The organism is Psychrobacter sp. UBA6739 (assembly GCF_002453835.1).
Taxonomy (GTDB): Bacteria; Pseudomonadota; Gammaproteobacteria; order Pseudomonadales; family Moraxellaceae; genus Psychrobacter; species Psychrobacter immobilis_A.
On the sequence record NZ_DKHR01000009.1, the window covers coordinates 26,256 to 45,599 of the forward strand.

Consider the following 19,344-nt stretch of genomic DNA (forward strand, 5'->3'; position numbering starts at 1 on the left):
TTTTTAATAAAATAGCCAGTGCTGCATTAGCCTAATTAATGCAGTACTGGCTTTATAATTTCATAATTCTACTTATAAAGAAGCCAATTATGCGTACTATCACAATCAAACCACAAGCCATTACTCACAACTTAAACCAAGTTAAGAAAATGGCATCAAACTCTAAAGTCCTAGCCATGGTCAAGTCCAACGCTTACGGACATGGCGTAGCAGCGGTATTGCCTGCATTGCAACAAGCAGACGGTATTGGTGTTGCAACCTTGACTGAGGCGCTAGAAGCTCGGCAGTTAGGCTGGGACAAAACGATTGGTTTGATTGAAGGGGCATTTACCGCTGATGAGTGGCAGCAAGCCATTGAGCATGATATTAGCTGCGTGATTCATCATGCACCGCAATTGCAGTGGGCACTCGACAATATCCCACCAGCCAGTAGTGCGACCAGAGTGGTTTGGCTTAAATATAATACTGGTATGAATCGTCTAGGCTTCAACGCTGAAGGTATTATGGCAGCGGCTAAGCGCCTGCATGAAGCGGGATATCAGCTGATACTAGCCACGCATTTTGCTAATGCCGATGACAGCACTCATCCATTAAATTCAATGCAAATTCAGCGTTTTTCAGATGTATTAAGCACTTTGCAAGAGACTATTAGCAACGATATCAAAGGCTCATTATGCAATTCAGCCGGTATCGTTAATTTTCCAGAGCATCATTATGACTGGGTACGTCCCGGCATTATTTTATATGGTAGCGCCCCTGTCATTGATAAAAGCGCGCATGAGTTAGACTTACAGCCAGCGATGGATTTCAGCGCACAAATTATCGCCCTGCAAACAGTTCAGGCAGACAATGCTATTGGCTATGGCAGTCGTTGGACAGCGCAGAAAGACACTAGAACAGCGCTGGTGAGTGTCGGCTACGGCGATGGTTACCCTCGCGTCATCAGCGATGAAGCCTATGTCACTGTTATAGATACTACCAACGATCAAAGCTATCGATGCGCAGTCATTGGACGCGTGGCAATGGATATGATTGTCATTGATGTCAGTACCGCGCCAGAAGACATTGCGTTAGACAGTAAAGTAATTCTGTGGGGCGATGCCCCGCACGTCGATGAAGTCGCCGCGCATGCTGGTACGATTAGCTATGAGCTACTATGCCGCCTAAGCATTCGCCCAAATCGCATACAAGTATAATTATGCTGACCTTATCACTATTCATGTAATGTCTGTTTGCCAGACTTATAAATCACGGCAAATTGGACATTTACATTAAGCCTAATTGCGCTATACTAAAAGTTTGTTGTCACCCCAGCATACGCACTGACGCGATGCTATTAAAGACTGATGACGTTTCACTGACTGCGATCGACTGCTAGGATTACTATGAGTTTGCGCCATTTTTTGACCTTATCTGATTTAACCAAACAAGAATTAGAAAACCTTATAAAACGCGCCAGCGAATTACGCAAGATGCAACACGCAGGCGAGATATATCAGCCGTTTGTTGGTCGTACGCTTGGCATGATATTTGAAAAATCCTCAACCCGTACGCGCATCTCATTTGAGACAGGTATGGGTCAGTTTGGTGGTAGTGCTATCTTTTTGTCGCCAAATGATACCCAGCTTGGGCGTGGTGAGCCGCTAGAAGACTCCGCTCGTGTCATATCGAGCATGGTCGATATCATCATGATTCGTACCTTTGGTCACGAAAAAGTTGAAACCTTTGCTGAATACTCAAGCGTGCCTATTATTAATGCTTTAACTGACGAATTTCATCCTTGCCAGCTACTGGCTGATATGCAAACCTATTATGAACACCGTGGAAGTATCGAAAATAAAATCGTTACTTGGGTTGGTGATGGCAATAATATGTGTGCATCCTATATGCAAGCAGCCCATCAGTTTGGCTTTGAGCTACGCGTCGCTGCGCCTTATGGGTTTGAGCCTGACCCTGAGCTGATGAAACGCTTCTCGCATTGCGTCAGTATTGTCGAAAACGTACAAGAAGCCGCGAAAGATTCAAATTTAATTGTCACCGATGTATGGGCAAGCATGGGACAAGAGTCTGAACAAAATACTCGTGCGCGCCGTTTTGCCGCTTATCAAGTATCGCCATCGCTATTGGATAAAGCCGATCCTGAAGTGGTATTTATGCATTGTCTACCCGCGCATCGTGGTGAGGAGATCTCTCATGATATGCTTGACGATCCACGCTCAGTGGTATGGGATGAAGCTGAAAATCGCTTACATGCACAAAAAGCCTTGATGGAATTTTTGTTAAAAGATAAAATTAAACTTTAAAAAATATCGCCATAATCTATTTATGGAAGAGTAAGTACGAAAAAGGCAGACCACATTTAGTATGATCTGCCTTTTTATTTTATGATGAACGATAAGCCACTGCTTAACCGATTTTTAACGAGTAAGCATTTTTTAACGAATAAGTGTCGTCACACCATTACTACCTGCTTTCAGCAATACATCAGCTTGATTGGCCGCAAAAATACCATTACACACGACACCCACAATATTATTCAGCTCTTTCTCAAGCGCTATCGGATTACTAACATCCAAATCATAAGTATCTAAGATGACGTTGCCATAATCAGTCACAAAATCTTCGCGGTAAACTGGCTCACCGCCCATACGGGCTAATTGCCGTGCGACATAAGAACGTGCTTGCGGCAGTACCTCAATAGGAACAGGAAACTCGCGACCTAGCACCTCAACGCTTTTGCTCTCATCAACCATACATATAAATTTGTTAGAAGCCGCTGCCACGATTTTCTCACGAGTGAGCGCGCCGCCGCCGCCTTTTATCAATTGCAAATGCTCATTGACCTCATCTGCCCCATCGATATAAATATCAAGCGTACCAGCAAAGTTTAAATCCACTATCTCAATACCAAGGGCACGAAGTTTGTCTTCAGTGACCTGTGAGCTAGCCACCGCGCCAGCAAGCTTTACAGTTGGCAATAATTCAATCAAACAGTTGACCGTACTGCCTGTGCCTACTCCAAGTATCATGTCATCTTCGATATAACTTAGAGCCGCTTTGGCTGCGGCTTGCTTTTGTGCTTGCTGATCACTCATCATAAATCCTTGGCAAAATAAACGTATCGCTTTAAAAAAAGTAAAGGGTAAAAAGGTAAAATGCGCCGCCATTATACCCGATGCGCTTAATGGATGTCAGCGTAATAGCCACGCTAATCGCAAGACATTCACTCAAATTTTAAAATGTAGATAGATAAGGCAACCAAACAACCAAAGCCAGTAGCGTGACCAATAGTACGGGCGGGGTAATAAGCAGTCCAATTTTCATATACTGCCCCCAACTGATTTTATAGTCTTTTTCTGCCAATACATGGAGCCATAATAAAGTCGCAAGGCTACCGATAGGTGTGAATTTCGGCCCCAAATCATTACCAATCACATTAGCATAAATCATGAGCTCGCGAGTGGCAGCAGGTACTTGCGCACTATCAATCGCCAATGCACCTACTAAAGTAGACGGCATATTATTCATGACAGAGGCTACAATAGCGGAGAGGAATCCAGTTCCTACTGTTGCGATGACCATACCCTGCTGCCCCAACCAATTCAAAACTTGAGCACCATAGGCAGTCAATCCTGCATTGCCCAAGCCATAAACAACCAAGTACATACCGATGGAAAATAATACGATTTGCCAAGGTGCTTGACGCAGGATATCAGATACAGAAACAACGGCATCACGCCCTCCTTGCCACCAGCGACCTGCGATAGCCATTAACAGTAACGCCGCCACTCCTGTCACCAAGGAGATAGTAATGCCGAATGACTCAGTCGTAAAGTAGGCAATAAGTAGCAACGCGAGCAGCGGAAAGGCTGCTTTAAAGACCAACGGATCTTCAATCGCAGACTCGGGTGCACTCAAATCAGCAATGGAGTAGTGTTTTGGAATGTGCCGTGCATAGACCACCCATAATACGGCCAGCGTCGCCAATACAGAAACAATATTGACCGGTATCATCACTGCTGCATAACGGCCAAAACCAATGTCAAAATAATTGGCACTAACGATATTGACCAGATTAGAAGTGACTAACGGCAGACTTGCGGTATCAGCAATGAAGCCAGTCGCAATGATAAATGCCAAAGCAGATGGTGGTGAAAATTTAAGTCGCAGCAAGATAGCGATGACAATCGGGGTCAATAGCAATGCTGCCCCATCATTGGCAAAAAATGCCGAGATAAACGCGCCTAAAATCACAATCATAGGAAATAGCAAACGTCCTTGCCCATTGCCAAGCCTAGCCACATGCAGTGCTGCCCAGCCAAAAAATCCTGCTTTATCTAAGATAAGCGAGATGATGATAAGCGCCACAAAGGTAAAAGTCGCATCCCAAACGATGTCCCACACAATACCAATATCGGAGAGCTTTACCACGCCAAAAGCTAAGGCAATCAATGCGCCGCCCATTGCACTCCAGCCAATACCCAGTCCTTTGGGCTGCCATATCACTAAAACCAAAGTCACGATAAATATAATCAATGCGATCATTGAGTAACCTTTTTAGGCTTAATTATTATAAGAACAATTATGTAAGAGCAAGTATGAGAAAATGAATGATGAGAGGATACATTAGAGTGATTTTTGATTGACGCGCTGCGACAGCTCCTCTGCGCTTTCTACCCGTTCAGAGTAACGGTCAGTCAGATAGGCTGAGCGTCCACGGGTCAGCCAAGTGAATTTCACCAACTCCTCACAAACATCCACGAGACGCAAATATAAAGGAGACTTATCCATACGATCATCGTCGTTAAATTCCAAAAAAGCTTTAGGAATAGAGGACTGATTGGGTATGGTAATCATCCGCATCCAACGCCCAAGAATGCGCAATTGGTTAACCGTATTGAAGCTTTGACTGCCACCGCTGACTTGCATCACTGCCAAAGTTTTTCCTTGAGTTGGACGTACACCACCTAATGACAATGGAATCCAGTCAATTTGTGCTTTCATAATACTGGTCATACTGCCATGACGCTCTGGGCTCACCCAAAGCATACCTTCTGACCACTGCGCCAACTCTCGCAGCTCTTGTACTTTTGGATGATTGGCATCAACAGCATCAGGCAATGGTAAACCCGTCGGATCAAAGGTTCGAACCTCACAACCATACCAACGCAATAGACGACTCGCTTCTTCACTGGCCAGTTTAGAGAATGAGCGCTGGCGTAGAGAGCCGTATAGCACCAATATTCTTGGCGCATGGCGCGGGTCATTTGCACCAATTAAAGACTCAATATCAATAGGCTGTATACTGTCTACATCGATATTGGGCAAATCACACAAATCGATCACATCTAAATCTGTTGTTTTATTTGCCATGATAAATCACTTCCCCATCTTCTTTAGTGAAGCTGCTCACGGGATTCTCTAACAACTCAAATACGCGCTCAGATGGGCGGCATAATGCTGCGCCTTTATTGGTGACCACGATAGGACGATTGATTAAAATGGGATGGGCAATCATCGCATCAATGATTTGATCATCAGACAATTCAGGATTGTCTAATCCTAGCTCATCATTGACAGGCTCTTTGCTTCGTAACAGCTCTCTTGGTGAAAGGTTTATCTTTGCCAACAGCTCAACTAAATAATCACGGCTTGGCGGGGTTTTAAGGTATTCAATTACTTCTGGATTTTCGCCTGATGCTTTCATGATGGCCAATGTATTGCGAGACGTACCGCATTTTGGATTGTGAAAAATTAGTGATGTCATAGTAATTTTACCTATATTTATGAATATGCTTAGGGTATGTCCTCAATCTTAAAAAAATTGACTAAATGAGCTAAAAATGAGGACACGCCCTAGTAATAAAGAGGTTTGTTAAATCAGTTATGGGCTTACTGATTGTTTGAAAGACTGTCTGCATCAGCAGGTTTGGCACGCTCACATCCGCTCAAACTGTCCATAAGAGACGCACACAATTCTGGATGTCCCGCACAACAATCTTGCAATAGAAACTGAATAACCTCCTCCATATGTGACAGTGAGGCGCGATAAATTATCTGCCGACTGTGCCGTTGAGACACCACCCACCCTGCACGAGCCAGCACCGATAAATGTGCTGACATCGTGTTATGTGGCACAGACAGTTTGCGAGCAATTTCACCTGCTGGCAGACCAACGGGCTCTTGGCTGACGAGCAACCTAAAAGCCTTGAGACGAGTATCTTGAGAGAGCGCAGCAAAGCTGGCGATAGCATTTATTATTTCCATATGTCCAATAATACAGACATATGGAAATAATTCAATATTTTATTTAAAAAATATTGAGATAAAATCACCCTATCTTTCATCAAAAATTGAAATCGCTGCAAAAACTGCAATAGGGTCTTGCAAGACCGTTAAAATCAGCATAGGCTAATCTATTTAATTTTCTATTCATCCACACTTTTTATTAGGGAACATTATGTTGTCACATTGGGTACGAGCCATCTTGCAAGCCACCGTCTATGACGTGGCAATTCAAACACCACTTGAAGCGGCACCCAAGCTGACCCAACGTTTTGCTAATGACATTCGTTTTAAACGCGAAGACTTGCAACCGGTCAAATCCTTTAAATTGCGTGGTGCCTATAATCGAATTAGTCAGTTAAGTGATGAGCAAAAAGTACGCGGCGTCATTTGCGCCTCAGCAGGTAATCATGCCCAAGGGGTTGCTTATTCTGCCCGTAAACTTGCCCTAAACAATATCATCGTGATGCCCACCACTACACCTGACATTAAAGTAGATGCAGTAAAGGCGCTTGGCGGCAATGTCGATTTGTATGGTGATAGCTTCGATGAAGCCAACCGTTATGCAATCAATCGCGCTGAAACAGAAGGTCTGACCTTTATCCCACCTTACGATGATGAATTGGTGATTGCCGGACAAGGTACCATTGGTCTTGAGCTAACTCAGCAATGGCGCAATATGGATTATGTGTTCGTCGCGGTTGGCGGTGGTGGTCTCATCTCAGGTGTCGCGGCATTTTTGGGCGAAGTTGCGCCGCATGTCAAAGTGATTGCGGTGGAAGCAGAGCAATCAGCTTCTCTTAAAGCGGCTCTTGAAGCCAATGAGCGCGTTAAGCTTGAGCAAGTTGGACTGTTCGTCGATGGCGTGGCAGTTGCTCAAATCGGCGAATTGCCATTTGAAATTGTCCGCATGCAAAAGAGTGATAAATCAGGTCCTTTAGTCGAGCCTGAAGTGGTGACTTGTACCAATGACGAAGTATGTGCGGCGGTTAAAGACATCTTTGAAGAAAATCGCAGTATCGTTGAGCCTGCGGGCGCGTTACCCGTTGCTGGTATGAAAAAATATATCGAAGCCCATAATCTGCAAGGTAAAAACTGCGTCGGTATTATTTGCGGTGCCAATATGAACTTTGACCGCCTACGTTATATCGCTGAGCGTACTGAAATTGGTGAGAAAAAAGAAGCCATCTTTGGTGTGACGATTCCTGAGCAGACAGGCGCTTTCTTAAATTTCTGCCGTAGCTTACATGGACGCAATATCACTGAGTTTAATTATCGCGCCGATAGTAAAAAATCACCTGACTCTATGGAACCTGCATCAATATTTGTCGGTATCGCACTAAAAGAAGGCGACAAAGAGCGTAAAACCATTCGCACCCAATTGGCAGCTGATGGCTATACAGCTCATGATTTGACCGATGATGATATTGCCAAATCACATATCCGCCATTTGATTGGTGGTCATGCGCATGTTGCAAACGAGCAATTATTAAGTGTGGTTTTCCCTGAACGTCCAGGGGCATTGCTGAAGTTTTTAGAAAAACTGGGTGATGACTTTAATATCACTTTGTTTCATTATCGCAATCATGGTGCCGCCGAGGGTCGCGTATTGGTCGGTTTGCAAGCGTCTGAGGGTAACTCTCGTCAATTACAAGACGCGTTACTCGATATCGGCTATGACTGCACCATGCTCAATGACAATATTGGCTATCAATTATTTTTGAAATAAAAATAGACTATCAATCCATCAATGGCTGTTTGTTAATCACTAAAAAGCCGCCATTGATGAATGAACAGTGATTATGCATTAGTAGCTTTCATTAATTCATAGCGACCATGATGAGGTGGTAAAGTGTGACTCAAAAGATATTGATCTTTGTATTATTACTGGTTTTAGCACTTTTGGGTTATAAGATGCTGCAACCTAAAAACACGACCAGTAACCCTATTGCTGACGTTGCGACTGATACTCCAGTTGACGCTGCTTTTACCTCAACTGATCTGGATGACATACCGCCAACGTACGTCGATTCAGATGCAACGTCAACATCAGTCTCGGCAGTAAAACCAGTACTCACGTCGTCAGCATCAAGCTTTACCTGTGATGGCAGAAAGCATTGCTCTCAGATGACGTCATGCGCAGAAGCCACTTACTTTGTACAACACTGCCCGAATACCAAAATGGATGGTAATAATGATGGTATCCCATGTGAGCAGCAGTGGTGTCGCTGATTTTATATCAAATATAAACTGAGAACAGCATGCATATTCCTGCTATTTTTGCCGAAGAAAACCTAGAAAATATCATTGGATTTATCGCAGCCAACCCCTTAGCGACCTTGGTTGCTCAAACCAAAGATGGCATCGAAGCCTGCCATATACCGCTCTTCTGGCATAACGATAACTTTATGCCTGATGCTAGTGTTGGTGTTGGTGTTGATTCTGATTCTGATTCTGATTCTGATATTAACTCTAATGCTCAGCACGGCTATCTTTACGGTCATTTCGGTCGTAAAAACCCTATTTATCGGAACGCCTTACCAGATACTGCGTGGTTAATTATTTTTCAAGATTCTGGACATTATATCAGCCCCAACTGGTATCCTAGTAAAGCGAAAACCCATAAAGAAGTGCCCACTTGGAACTATCAAAGCGTCCATATTCAATCCAAAATTGAACTGCTTGAAGACACCGATACGCTGAAATGGATATTAGCAACCATGACTGCGCAGCAAGAGGTGCTATCCGACCATCCTTGGTCATTAGATGAGGCACCTGCTACTTATATCGATGCTATGTGCCGAGGGATTATTGGCTTTAAGCTGCCCATCGATTCTATACAAGCCCAATTTAAATTAAGCCAAAATAAAACCGTAGAAAATATCACAGGTGTGATTAACGGTTTAGCGCAGTTAAAGACAAATGATGCGGCAGAAATGGCGATGAAAGTTGCCAATCAGAATAATGGCTAAGACGAGACTTTCTCTCTTTACCATAAGAATCTATTTTTAAACATTTTGATAGCGCAAGGCTCTTTCAATTTGCAAAAAAAGCACCATTAATATTATCTTACTTTATGGATATCTATGAGGTTTTGATGAGTAAACACAACAAAAACCACAATCAGCCTAGCCATAGCCAACCTGATGTCGTGCGTATGCGTCTCGATAAGTGGTTGTGGGCAGCACGATTTTATCGGACACGTAATCTCGCCAAAGAAGCCATCGAAAGCGGACGGGTACATTATGCGGGTAGCCGCGTAAAGACCAGTAAAGAGATTATGGTTGGCGATGAACTACAGATTCGTCAAGGCTCAGCCACTGCCATGACTGAAAAGACCGTCGTCGTTGAAGCACTAACGGCGCAACGTGGTAATGCGCTCGCTGCTGAAGTTTTGTATTCAGAGACTGAAGAAAGCGAAGAGCGCCGCGCTTATCATGCTGAGCAGCGCAAACTTGCCAATCTTGCACGGCCCGATAATAAACCCAACAAAAAAGAGCGCCGTGACCTTCAACGCTTTAAGCACAAACAAGAATAAGCTGGTCAAAGCACGACCTTAGATTATAAATAATATCATCGAAAATTCGTGAACAGATGACCGTATTGTTTAGCTTCTACTCTTGCCATTCAAGGCATTAACCGTTACGCTGACGGCCGATTTACTTAATTAATTGCATGCTAATAAAAGCCGCACCAACATGCCGGTCTCTTATAGCATGTTTTTTTGTTATACAAGGTCATATTATGCTGATGAAAACCTGTACTCCGTCTTCTGTATTATTGGTTTGTTTGGGAAATATTTGCCGATCGCCAACGGCTGAAGAAGTCTTTCGTCAGCAAGCAGCGATTGCTGGATTGTCAATCAAAGTAGATTCAGCAGGAACGAGTGACTCGCATATTGGTCATGCGCCCGACACTCGCTCGCAACGCCATGCAAAAGCGCATGGTTATAAAATCAATAAACTGATCGCCCGCCAAGTCAGTGCCGATGACTTTCGTAATTTTGATTTAATTCTAGCGATGGATACACAGAATTTAGCTGATTTACAAGCCATCAAAGACAGCTTAATAGAAACAGAAGATAATTTGGCTAAGTTGGCTTTATTTAGTGAGGAAGATCCTACTTATGGCGGCGACGATGTGCCAGATCCTTATAAAGGCGATGGTGACGACTTTGAAGAGGTAATTGAGCGTATTGAGTCAAGCGCACAAGCGTGGATTGAAAGCTGGAAAGCTTGCTAACGATAAAGCTAACTTTCTACCACCTTTATATCTTTCATCCTTTATAATAAACACTGTGTAATCCATTATCTATCTGCCACATGGGCCATGTTATGACCTCAGTTTCACGCTTGGATTCTAGTACTCAATTTGCCATGACCACTGATTTGCCAGCGAGCTTATTGACCCGTGAATTAGTCGATTTGTCACATGGTAATACCATGGCCTTAGCCTGTGTCGCGGATACTGTCGTGACACTGACGACTGAAGCACAGCTTGACGATTTTATGGCAAATTATACAAAAGACATAGCGAAAAACAAGCCATTATTTGTGTTGTCTGGCGGTAGTAATGTGTTATTGCCAGCGCATCTGAATGCTATCGTATTGCAGCCCCAAATGCGCGGCATCAGCCTAACCGCTCAGACAGATAGCCACGTCGATATCGCAGTAATGGCAGGTGAAAACTGGCATGACTTGGTGGTGTATACGGTCAGTCAAGGTTGGTATGGGCTAGAAAATCTGGCACTAATCCCGGGGCTAACTGGTGCGGCACCCGTACAAAATATCGGTGCTTATGGTGTCCAACTAGAAGACTGCTTACAGTATGTACGAGCCTATCACTTACCCACTCAAACTTGGCATCATCTCACAGCCACGGACTGCGAGTTTGGCTATCGTGACAGCATTTTTAAACGTGCGCCTAATACTTGGTTAATCAGCTGTGTTGGATTCAGATTACATACCGATGCAACCAAAATCCTAACCAGCTATGGTGATGTGCAAACCGTTGCACAACGCTATGCCGAGCAAGACGATCGTACGCAGCCAGTGCCTGCGGATATCATGCAAGCGATTATCGATATTCGTCGACAGAAACTCCCTAACCCCAAGCAACTGCCAAATTGTGGTAGCTTTTTTCAAAACCCCATTATTCCTCAATCACACTTTACTGCTTTACAATCAACCTACCCTGCTATCGTCGGCTACGCTATGCCTGATGCCATGGTAAAGGTTGCGGCAGGCTGGTTGATTGAACAGACAGGCTTAAAAGGTGGGGGTATTGCACCGATTGTCACCCATCAGCAGCAAGCCTTGGTGCTGACCAATCATGCCCCTTATCACGCCACTCAAGATGATGTAGCAGATGCCCAACGACATATCGTCGATACGGTTTATGAAAAATTTGCGATTCAGTTAGCGCGTGAGCCAGTTTGGGTAAATACTGACGGCTCTATTGGGTATGATGAGCATGTGGTCTAAGCGGCTATTATCTAAGCGACTATGGCGTTATTACCTGCGTTCAGCTGAGCGTATGATAAAGCTATTTCGCATTATTAATATTACCTTTTTACTTGGTTCAACGACTGTTATTTTAGTACTCATCAGCCTATTCACGCCGCTGTTCTCCCAAGCGATTGTTTATCTATTTACGCTTTTGCCATTGCCCAGTTTACCCTCTGCTGCCTTGAGTTCACCGCCTACCGCTTATGTGGTGTTAGGCGGCGGACTAACCAACGATCATGACAATCAGATTATTCTTAATAGCTACAGCCTCAACCGTGCCCGTACCGCTGCCAGCGCTTATCACGACTTACCCCTACCTATTGTACTAAGCGGTGCTGAAGCGCCGTGGCTTGGTCAATGGCTCATTGAGCATGGTATTGATGGGCTGATAAGTGAAAATGCCAGTATGAATACCTGCGAAAATGCGCGTTTTACCGCCAAACGTATTCCACTGCATCATGTGTATCTCATTACTGACAGCTACCATATGGCACGTGCTCGTAGACAGTTTGCCTTAAACGGTATCAATAGCACACCACTTAGCGCCCCTTTACCAGTGAGCCGTGACTGGATGAAACCTGCGCAAAACTTAAGTCATTCTCGACGCGCTGTTTATGAGGTTGCTGCTTATTTACGCGATGTGATACGTCCTCAAATGAATTGTCGTCATGCCAACGACGTGACCTCACAGCAGCTGTTAACCCCTAGAGGTAACGCAGCAAAAAAACCTGACGAATAAAGTTCAATACCAGCAGGTAGCCAGTTCAATATCTTTTGAGAACTTACCCTAATCACTACCGGTCATCCACTATACTTGTGATGAGTGTATAATAATAAAAGAAAATGCTATTTAAGAGAGTTACCATGCTCAGTATATTTTTGTTAATTCCATTAAGTCTCATGCTGTTTGTGGTTGCCATTTGGGCGGTACGCTATGCGGTCAAATCAAACCAGTTTGAAGATTTGGACAATGCATCACAGCGCATCATATTGGATGATCGCCAAGAGCGACGGCAAACCATACAGGCTCATGATTACTCAGCGCCTATTTCGCAGAATGACGATACCACAGTGACTGATATAGTCGCTGATGATAAGGTGAGCCATCCTGATACAGAGTCAATTGATCATGCTGACCTTGATAAACAGCCAAAAAGCTAGCATTGAGCCACCTTATCTATAGTAGAAGCTATTTAAAGTGTAATATATGGCAACCGAGCGCAAATAGTACGACTTAGTACATTGAACGAGGTGGATGCCGTAACCACTTATCAAGGCTTGGACTATCTGCGCAGCCTACTGTTAAGTGTTGGTTAAATGCCGATTGTATGCGTAGGTTTGCTTTTCATTTTTTAGGAGAATCGCCCCATGACCACCGCTTTACTTGTTGCGGCACTACTGATGGGATTTTTTGGTTCACCGCATTGCTTAGGCATGTGTGGCGGTCTGGTGACAGCATTTGGGCTATCGATGAAAGACGTCAGCCCTACCAAGCGCCGTGCTCTTGTGGCAACTTACCATTTAGGTCGTTTAACCAGTTACGCATTTTTGGGTTTGATGGCAGGCCTGATTGGCACCACTGTGCTAGAACCCTTAATGAAAGGTAATAGTACGCCACGTATCTTGCTAGGCTTGGTGTTAGTGTTCGTCGGCGTGACCATGCTTGGCGCACCATTTTTAAAAAATCTTGAGCGTTTTGGTATGCGATTTTGGCAATATCTCAGCCCACTTCGTCAAAAAGTATTTCCACTCAATACCTTTCCGCGAGCATTAACGGCTGGACTGCTTTGGGGATTTTTGCCTTGCGGATTGGTTTATGGTGCATTATTACTTGCAGTGGTCGCTCACAATCCACTAAGCGGTGCAGCACTCATGTTTGTGTTTGGCTTAGGAACCGTACCGATGCTAGTCGCCACGCACGAAACCGTTGGCTGGTTACGTGACAAGATTGGACGTTTTCGCTTGAGACAGCTTAATGGTGCTGTCATGGTATTATCTGGCTTAGCCGTTGTGTTTGTCCCTATAGCAATGTCTAGCATGCATGGGGGCCATGATATGTCCACCATGCAAGGCGATCATATGCAAATGAGCGATTCACAAATGATGGATATGCCGATGGATACAAATATGGATCACAGCAGCCATCATATGATGCCAACTGATAACAGCACAACTCCCCAAGGTATGGATCATAGTATGCATGATATGAGTGATGGCGCGATCAACATGAACCACGATGAACATTCTGAAATGATGGAACAGGCTCAATAGAATCATCGATAATAGATATTATTAAAATCTAAAATCATTTAAAATCAAAATCTGCCATATAAAAAAGCCCTTAACATCAATCATGACGTTGAGGGCTTTTATGATTCCGACAGCTTTACACTATAGTAGAACTGACGGCTTATAAATCACTATTCTTGCCACTGCTCAAGGGTAAACTTAGTATCTAAGTGCTTCTCTAGCGCGGGAATATTAAAAGCATCATCTTCACTCACAAAACTAATGCTGATGCCTGTCTGTCCAGCACGACCCGTACGACCAATACGATGCACGTAATCATCTGGCTGATCAGGCAAAGTATAATTAACCACGTGGCTAACATCATCGACATGGATACCGCGTCCTGCGACATCAGTTGCCACCAAGATAGAAGCATGACCATCTTTAAAACGCTGTAAATACTTTTCGCGTTTTTGTTGAATGACATCGCCTGACAACATCACAATTTTATGCGCTTGACGCAGCTTATGATAGAGACGCTTGACTTGGTCTTTACGATTGGCAAAGACAATTACTTTATCCACTGCCGTATCACTGATGATACGCTGCAACGCTTCTAATTTTTGATCTTCTGTCAGTAAGTAAAAGTGCTGATCGACTAACTCACTGGTTTTATGTTCTGGCTCGATTTCAACAAACTGCGGCTCATGCAACCAGCGATAGGCTAGATTCATCACATCTTGGTTAAAGGTGGCAGAAAACAGTAAGCTTTGACGGTCTGTATTGGCTGGCATCCGACCGACCAAACGCTTGATGTCAGGGATAAAACCCATATCCAGCATGCGATCTGCTTCATCTAACACCAGTACTTCCACTCGATCTAAATAGACCATGCCTTTATTGGCAAGATCAATTAGACGACCAGGTGTCGCGACCAAAATATCAACGTATTGACGCTCAAGCTCATGCTGCTGAGTCTCATAATTGGTGCCACCCATGATACAAACACTGTGTAGCGAAGTATATTTGGTCAAAGCGATACAATCATCAAATATCTGCTGAGCAAGCTCGCGAGTGGGCGCCATAACAACGGCACGTGGCTCACCCAAATAACGCTCTTCATCATTAGTAAAAGGACGCTTGAGTAATGCCTCCATAATAGTCAATAGAAAGGTTGCCGTCTTACCAGTACCCGTCTGCGCCTGTCCAATAGCATCTTGATTTGCCAACGTATGCGGTAATATTTGTGCTTGAATGGGCGTTAATGCCGTAAAACCTAGATCGCTTACGGCACGTAAGGTCGGTGCTGAAAGTGGCAAATCAGTAAACGTGGTAAAATTACTCAAAAAAATATCCTTTTAAATTAATCACTTGTTCATTACTAATAATAAGTAGACTCATGATAAATAGGCTCATGATAACCCGTTATATTGCTATCTAAATTAAGCAGCAACAATATGAAATCTATATATAGCTGACTGAGATACGGGCATAAAAAAAGCCAAGCCTAACGCCTAATCCCACCAAACATGCTGATTTTGACTCAACATGGGTAAGATAAAACGGGCTTGACTCAGTAGTATATCAGTAGTGTCTACAGACATTATAGCTAAACCGCTCTAATGACTGGATAGATTACTCTTCTACTTTTCTGACTTCTTCAGCTTGAAGGCCTTTATCACCTTCTACCACGCTGAATTCGACCTTTTCGCCATCTTTTAGAGAACGATAGCCATCACCTTGAATCGCGCGGAAATGGACAAAAATATCTTCTCCGCTGTCACGTTGAATGAAGCCAAAGCCTTTTGAGTCATTAAACCACTTAACGATACCTTGCTCACGAGCTGACATAATATTGCTTCCTAAAAAAGTCCGCTTAGCCCCAAATTCCTTTGCAACATTGCATATAAACGGGATCTAAGATGATGAAATCAAAAACTTAAGAGTACTATCCTCACTACTATCACCTACATACCGCATCTATAGCAAATAATGGTATGTAGCAACACAGTGAGTATTTACAAACATAACGACTGCCTTACTGATTGCTCTACTTCGGCAGTAGCAACAAAATTGCAATAATTATTGCATAAAAAATATCATAGCACGGGTTTTTAGCAACATAAAGACTTTTAACATGATTTTTTGGCTTTAGCTTTATTTTTCATGTAATTTTTTTATAACCTCGTCATCAAGCTGTTATCATAAAGAGAAAGGTTTGATTAAACTGTGCAATTTTACGCTTATGCCATTTCATGCTTATACAGTATCTAAACCTTATAACAAATAATAAATCCTCAACCTCGTTTCATCGTTATAGAGACCATTATGACCTCTCCTTCTCAGTCTATACCAACCGTCACGCCTTCAAAGAAAAATGCCGATAAAACACTCACTCATAAGTTATTGCTCGTCAATGGGGTCAATTTGAATTTATTGGGTAAGCGCGAACCTGAAATTTATGGTCATACGACACTAGCAGATATCGAGGAACGTCTGATCGCACGCGCAGCTCAGCACGGTATTGAATTGATATGTATACAATCCAATCATGAAGGTAAACTGATAGATGACATTCAATATCATGGACTTTTAGCGGATACCGCCCTCCAAGTAGATGCCATTATCATTAACCCCGCCGCCTTTACTCATACCTCGGTTGCATTACGTGATGCGCTCTTGGCCACACAAAAACCGTTTATCGAGGTGCACTTATCCAATGTGCACGCGCGCGAACCTTTTCGCCATCATTCTTATATAAGCGATGTCGCCGTCGGTGTTATTTGTGGTTTGGGGCATCTGGGTTATCAAATGGCATTGTCCTACTGGCTTGATAGCCTCTACTCTGTCACAATCAGCGACTAATGGTTAATCCTGATAACCGAAAATCATGAATTGTATAACTATGCTTTATCAATAGCACACGAGTTAAACAGCAATTGTTTGACTAAAATACTAAAATTATGGCTGAGCAAACAACCCACTATATGGTGATATGAATGGCAAAATCGTCTGGAAAGCGCTTTATGAAATTGGCTGGCATGACAGCAAGCATTGCCGGCAAAGCAGCTAAAAACTCATTTAAGCACCTCTCAAGTGACGAAGAAAAACGTTTGCAAGCACGCTCAGAGCTGATGCAAGATGTGGGCATTCAGATAGCCGAAACGTTGGGTGAAATGAAAGGCGCGGTGATGAAAGTCGGGCAAATTGCCTCGCAATATAAAGACGTGTTCCCACCAGAAGTGGCGACAGCATTAGAAAAGCTGCAAAAAGATGCGCCGCCCATGCCGTATGCACAGATACGTGCACAAATTGAGCGCGAGCTTAAAGCGCCTGTTACAGAATTATTTAGCGAATTTGAAGAAACACCGTTTGCGGCGGCTTCCATCGGTCAAGTGCATAAAGCCGTTTTGCCATCTGGTCAAAAAGTGGTGGTTAAAGTTCAATATCCTGATGTCGATGAAAACTGTGATAGTGATCTCAAACAAGTACGCATGGCACTGAAAATCGCGGGTGTGCTCAATATGAGCAAACAGTTGCAAGAGCAACTGTTCAACGAGATTCGCCAAAGTTTACATGATGAATTGGACTATATTAAAGAAGCGCATAACTTGCGAGTGTTTGGCGCATTTCATGCAGAAGACAAAGGTCTTATTATTCCTAAAGTCATTAGCAGCCACTCTTCTAAACGGATTTTAACCTTAACAGAAGAGATGGGAGAAACCCTAACCGTCGCGGCGACTTGGGACAATGACATCAAACAACACATAGCCAAGCGCCTGTTCCACTTTACCGCAGGACAACTATTTGGCTTATACCGTATGCACTGTGACCCACATCCCGGCAACTTTGCCTTTCGCAAAGATGGCAGTGTGGTGGCTTATGATTTTGGCGGCATTCGTAGCTATAGTGACAGCGAAGTTCAATTGTTCCGCCGTTTTGCCAAGCATGCCATTAAAGGAGATGTGACTGCCCTTGAGCAGGACCTCATCGCTCTTGATATTCGCCGTGATGACGATAAAAATATCCCTGGAGAGTTTTATGAAAAATGGCTATCCATTGGGCTAAAGCCTCTGTCTATTCAACCTTATCAACAAGGCGCTTTTGATTTTGGTCAAAGTCAGGTTCATCACGAAGTCATTGCTCAAATGCGGACGTCGTTGAAGTACTTTGGTCAATTCCAACCTTCTGCAACCACCATGATGCTAGATCGCACAGTGTCAGGACAATACTGGAACTTGGTCAACCTCGGTGTTGAGATTGACTTATCACCACTCGTTAGTGAATACATTGATATATAACGATATAAAATATAAACATTTACGAAAGCAGACAACGCACAAACACGGCTAAATATGCAAAGCGTGTCCACAACGATCACAGAATTCTGCTGCAATGGCATGACCGAACTTGCCACAATTAGGACAGGTGACGGGATTGAGTTGCGGACGCATATTACGTGCCAGCTCAGAAGTAAAAATCCCCGTTGGCACTGCAATTATCGAATAACCCGTAATCATGACCATGCTCGCAATCGCTTGACCTAGCGGTGTTTTGGGTGACATATCACCGTAACCGACCGTGGTCATGGTGACGACTGCCCAGTAGATAGACAGTGGAATACTGGTAAAGCCATTTTCAGGACCTTCTACCACGTAAATAATCGAGCCGAAAATCGTGACCAATAATACCAGCGACAAAAAGAATACCGTGATTTTTTGCTGACTGGTTTTAAGCGCCGAGGCCAAAAATCCCGCTTGTTGCATATAGGCTTTGAGCTTGAGAACGCGAAACACACGTAAAATACGCAAAACCCGTATCACTAATAGATACTGTACCCCCACAAACATAAGGCTTAGGTAACTTGGTAGCACAGACAATAAATCAACTACCCCAAAAAAACTAAAGACGTAACGCACGCGGTTGGGTGCTGAAAACAACCTGAGCGCATACTCTATCGTGAATAAAATGGTAAAAAACCATTCAGCATAAAAGAATATAGTGCCATATTGCAGGCGCATGTATAGCACACTGTCAAGCATGACCACAGCCACACTGGTCAAAATCGCAATCAATAATACAATATCAAAAAGTTTACCCAAACGGGTATCTGTGCCTTCAATAATAATATGAATGCGGTTGCGCAGGTGGGTAATGGCTTCAGCCGTCGGTTGCTTCATATAGTCAGTAGTATCGAGTCAGTAGCGATATAAAATCAATGGCTTGATGGCAACCAATGATTTAAAATACGCTGGATAAGGCCAAGTTAGTCAAAATAGATAAAATTGGTTTATAATATTGCTCACAGGTCACATGTGAATAC

General features: G+C 43.6%; 21 protein-coding genes. 13 read left to right on the forward strand and 8 right to left on the reverse strand.

The genetic code is table 11. The features are described from left to right. Window positions 1-89 precede the first annotated feature (89 nt). Complete coding sequence (alr, locus tag B2575_RS02690; RefSeq protein ID WP_201605782.1) at window positions 90-1,196, forward strand: alanine racemase; 1,107 nt, start codon at window positions 90-92, stop codon at window positions 1,194-1,196. A 189-nt stretch (window positions 1,197-1,385) separates the two neighbouring features. Continuing rightward, entirely contained in the window at window positions 1,386-2,303 is a 918-nt protein-coding gene (argF, locus tag B2575_RS02695; RefSeq protein WP_045452876.1) for an ornithine carbamoyltransferase, read from the forward strand. Between the two features lie 132 nt (window positions 2,304-2,435). On the opposite strand, the gene rpiA is transcribed toward argF, so the two are convergent. From rpiA to B2575_RS02720, 5 genes are all read right to left on the reverse strand, one after another. Beyond that, window positions 2,436-3,095, reverse strand: a complete 660-nt coding sequence (gene rpiA / locus B2575_RS02700) for a ribose-5-phosphate isomerase RpiA (RefSeq protein ID WP_060491162.1) — start codon at window positions 3,093-3,095, stop codon at window positions 2,436-2,438. A 139-nt stretch (window positions 3,096-3,234) separates the two neighbouring features. Next, window positions 3,235-4,545, reverse strand: a complete 1,311-nt coding sequence (locus B2575_RS02705; protein WP_201605784.1) for an arsenic transporter — start codon at window positions 4,543-4,545, stop codon at window positions 3,235-3,237. Between the two features lie 81 nt (window positions 4,546-4,626). After that, a complete protein-coding gene (arsH, locus tag B2575_RS02710) occupies window positions 4,627-5,373 on the reverse strand; it encodes an arsenical resistance protein ArsH (protein ID WP_045452874.1) in 747 nt (248 codons plus the stop codon). Next, window positions 5,363-5,767, reverse strand: a complete 405-nt coding sequence (gene arsC, locus B2575_RS02715; protein ID WP_045452872.1) for an arsenate reductase (glutaredoxin) — start codon at window positions 5,765-5,767, stop codon at window positions 5,363-5,365. The genes arsH and arsC overlap by 11 nt, the downstream gene beginning before the upstream one ends. 125 nt (window positions 5,768-5,892) lie before the next feature. Next, window positions 5,893-6,267, reverse strand: coding sequence for an ArsR/SmtB family transcription factor (locus B2575_RS02720; RefSeq protein ID WP_045452870.1), 375 nt, complete (start codon window positions 6,265-6,267; stop codon window positions 5,893-5,895). A gap of 193 nt (window positions 6,268-6,460) precedes the next feature. On the opposite strand from B2575_RS02720, the gene ilvA reads away from it, so the two are divergent. From ilvA to B2575_RS02765, 9 genes are all read left to right on the forward strand, one after another. Further along, on the forward strand, window positions 6,461-8,014 hold the full coding sequence (ilvA, locus tag B2575_RS02725) for a threonine ammonia-lyase, biosynthetic (RefSeq protein ID WP_045446449.1): 1,554 nt from the start codon (window positions 6,461-6,463) through the stop codon (window positions 8,012-8,014). Between the two features lie 125 nt (window positions 8,015-8,139). Continuing rightward, a complete protein-coding gene (locus B2575_RS13570) occupies window positions 8,140-8,517 on the forward strand; it encodes an excalibur calcium-binding domain-containing protein (protein ID WP_227678947.1) in 378 nt (125 codons plus the stop codon). A gap of 29 nt (window positions 8,518-8,546) precedes the next feature. After that, entirely contained in the window at window positions 8,547-9,257 is a 711-nt protein-coding gene (locus tag B2575_RS02735; RefSeq protein ID WP_201605786.1) for an FMN-binding negative transcriptional regulator, read from the forward strand. 125 nt (window positions 9,258-9,382) lie between these two features. Then, window positions 9,383-9,823: an RNA-binding S4 domain-containing protein gene (locus tag B2575_RS02740; RefSeq protein WP_045453058.1), complete on the forward strand. Its 441-nt coding sequence runs from the start codon at window positions 9,383-9,385 to the stop codon at window positions 9,821-9,823. 206 nt (window positions 9,824-10,029) lie between these two features. Beyond that, complete coding sequence (locus B2575_RS02745) at window positions 10,030-10,527, forward strand: low molecular weight protein-tyrosine-phosphatase (protein ID WP_060491170.1); 498 nt, start codon at window positions 10,030-10,032, stop codon at window positions 10,525-10,527. A gap of 134 nt (window positions 10,528-10,661) precedes the next feature. Then, entirely contained in the window at window positions 10,662-11,768 is a 1,107-nt protein-coding gene (murB, locus tag B2575_RS02750; protein WP_296240068.1) for a UDP-N-acetylmuramate dehydrogenase, read from the forward strand. After that, entirely contained in the window at window positions 11,758-12,531 is a 774-nt protein-coding gene (locus B2575_RS02755; RefSeq protein ID WP_201502096.1) for a YdcF family protein, read from the forward strand. The genes murB and B2575_RS02755 overlap by 11 nt, the downstream gene beginning before the upstream one ends. 125 nt (window positions 12,532-12,656) lie before the next feature. Continuing rightward, entirely contained in the window at window positions 12,657-12,953 is a 297-nt protein-coding gene (gene ccoS, locus B2575_RS02760; protein ID WP_296240057.1) for a cbb3-type cytochrome oxidase assembly protein CcoS, read from the forward strand. Window positions 12,954-13,160: 207 nt separating this feature from the next. Further along, window positions 13,161-14,063: a sulfite exporter TauE/SafE family protein gene (locus B2575_RS02765; protein WP_296240058.1), complete on the forward strand. Its 903-nt coding sequence runs from the start codon at window positions 13,161-13,163 to the stop codon at window positions 14,061-14,063. Between the two features lie 149 nt (window positions 14,064-14,212). Here B2575_RS02765 and B2575_RS02770 read toward each other — a convergent pair whose 3' ends face one another. After that, on the reverse strand, window positions 14,213-15,367 hold the full coding sequence (locus tag B2575_RS02770) for a DEAD/DEAH box helicase (RefSeq protein ID WP_045452864.1): 1,155 nt from the start codon (window positions 15,365-15,367) through the stop codon (window positions 14,213-14,215). A 289-nt stretch (window positions 15,368-15,656) separates the two neighbouring features. Then, on the reverse strand, window positions 15,657-15,872 hold the full coding sequence (locus B2575_RS02775) for a cold-shock protein (RefSeq protein ID WP_011513806.1): 216 nt from the start codon (window positions 15,870-15,872) through the stop codon (window positions 15,657-15,659). 477 nt (window positions 15,873-16,349) lie between these two features. On the opposite strand from B2575_RS02775, the gene aroQ reads away from it, so the two are divergent. Both aroQ and B2575_RS02785 read left to right on the forward strand, forming a co-directional pair. Next, window positions 16,350-16,886 (forward strand): type II 3-dehydroquinate dehydratase, encoded by a 537-nt coding sequence (gene aroQ, locus B2575_RS02780; RefSeq protein WP_201502100.1) that lies wholly within the window; start codon window positions 16,350-16,352, stop codon window positions 16,884-16,886. A 134-nt stretch (window positions 16,887-17,020) separates the two neighbouring features. Continuing rightward, on the forward strand, window positions 17,021-18,322 hold the full coding sequence (locus B2575_RS02785) for an ABC1 kinase family protein (RefSeq protein WP_087815946.1): 1,302 nt from the start codon (window positions 17,021-17,023) through the stop codon (window positions 18,320-18,322). A gap of 48 nt (window positions 18,323-18,370) precedes the next feature. Here the strand turns inward: B2575_RS02785 and B2575_RS02790 are convergent, their stop codons facing one another. Continuing rightward, window positions 18,371-19,201 (reverse strand): ion transporter, encoded by an 831-nt coding sequence (locus B2575_RS02790; protein ID WP_045446426.1) that lies wholly within the window; start codon window positions 19,199-19,201, stop codon window positions 18,371-18,373. Window positions 19,202-19,344: the final 143 nt, after the last annotated feature.

Coding starts and splice junctions, on each gene's coding strand:
- alr (WP_201605782.1), top strand. CDS start 90: ATGCGTACTATCACAATCAAACCACAAGCCATTACTCACAACTTAAAC.
- argF (WP_045452876.1), top strand. CDS start 1,386: ATGAGTTTGCGCCATTTTTTGACCTTATCTGATTTAACCAAACAAGAA.
- rpiA (WP_060491162.1), bottom strand. CDS start 3,095: ATGAGTGATCAGCAAGCACAAAAGCAAGCCGCAGCCAAAGCGGCTCTA.
- B2575_RS02705 (WP_201605784.1), bottom strand. CDS start 4,545: ATGATCGCATTGATTATATTTATCGTGACTTTGGTTTTAGTGATATGG.
- arsH (WP_045452874.1), bottom strand. CDS start 5,373: ATGGCAAATAAAACAACAGATTTAGATGTGATCGATTTGTGTGATTTG.
- arsC (WP_045452872.1), bottom strand. CDS start 5,767: ATGACATCACTAATTTTTCACAATCCAAAATGCGGTACGTCTCGCAAT.
- B2575_RS02720 (WP_045452870.1), bottom strand. CDS start 6,267: ATGGAAATAATAAATGCTATCGCCAGCTTTGCTGCGCTCTCTCAAGAT.
- ilvA (WP_045446449.1), top strand. CDS start 6,461: ATGTTGTCACATTGGGTACGAGCCATCTTGCAAGCCACCGTCTATGAC.
- B2575_RS02735 (WP_201605786.1), top strand. CDS start 8,547: ATGCATATTCCTGCTATTTTTGCCGAAGAAAACCTAGAAAATATCATT.
- B2575_RS02740 (WP_045453058.1), top strand. CDS start 9,383: ATGAGTAAACACAACAAAAACCACAATCAGCCTAGCCATAGCCAACCT.
- B2575_RS02745 (WP_060491170.1), top strand. CDS start 10,030: ATGCTGATGAAAACCTGTACTCCGTCTTCTGTATTATTGGTTTGTTTG.
- murB (WP_296240068.1), top strand. CDS start 10,662: ATGACCACTGATTTGCCAGCGAGCTTATTGACCCGTGAATTAGTCGAT.
- B2575_RS02755 (WP_201502096.1), top strand. CDS start 11,758: ATGTGGTCTAAGCGGCTATTATCTAAGCGACTATGGCGTTATTACCTG.
- ccoS (WP_296240057.1), top strand. CDS start 12,657: ATGCTCAGTATATTTTTGTTAATTCCATTAAGTCTCATGCTGTTTGTG.
- B2575_RS02765 (WP_296240058.1), top strand. CDS start 13,161: ATGACCACCGCTTTACTTGTTGCGGCACTACTGATGGGATTTTTTGGT.
- B2575_RS02775 (WP_011513806.1), bottom strand. CDS start 15,872: ATGTCAGCTCGTGAGCAAGGTATCGTTAAGTGGTTTAATGACTCAAAA.
- aroQ (WP_201502100.1), top strand. CDS start 16,350: ATGACCTCTCCTTCTCAGTCTATACCAACCGTCACGCCTTCAAAGAAA.
- B2575_RS02785 (WP_087815946.1), top strand. CDS start 17,021: ATGGCAAAATCGTCTGGAAAGCGCTTTATGAAATTGGCTGGCATGACA.
- B2575_RS02790 (WP_045446426.1), bottom strand. CDS start 19,201: ATGAAGCAACCGACGGCTGAAGCCATTACCCACCTGCGCAACCGCATT.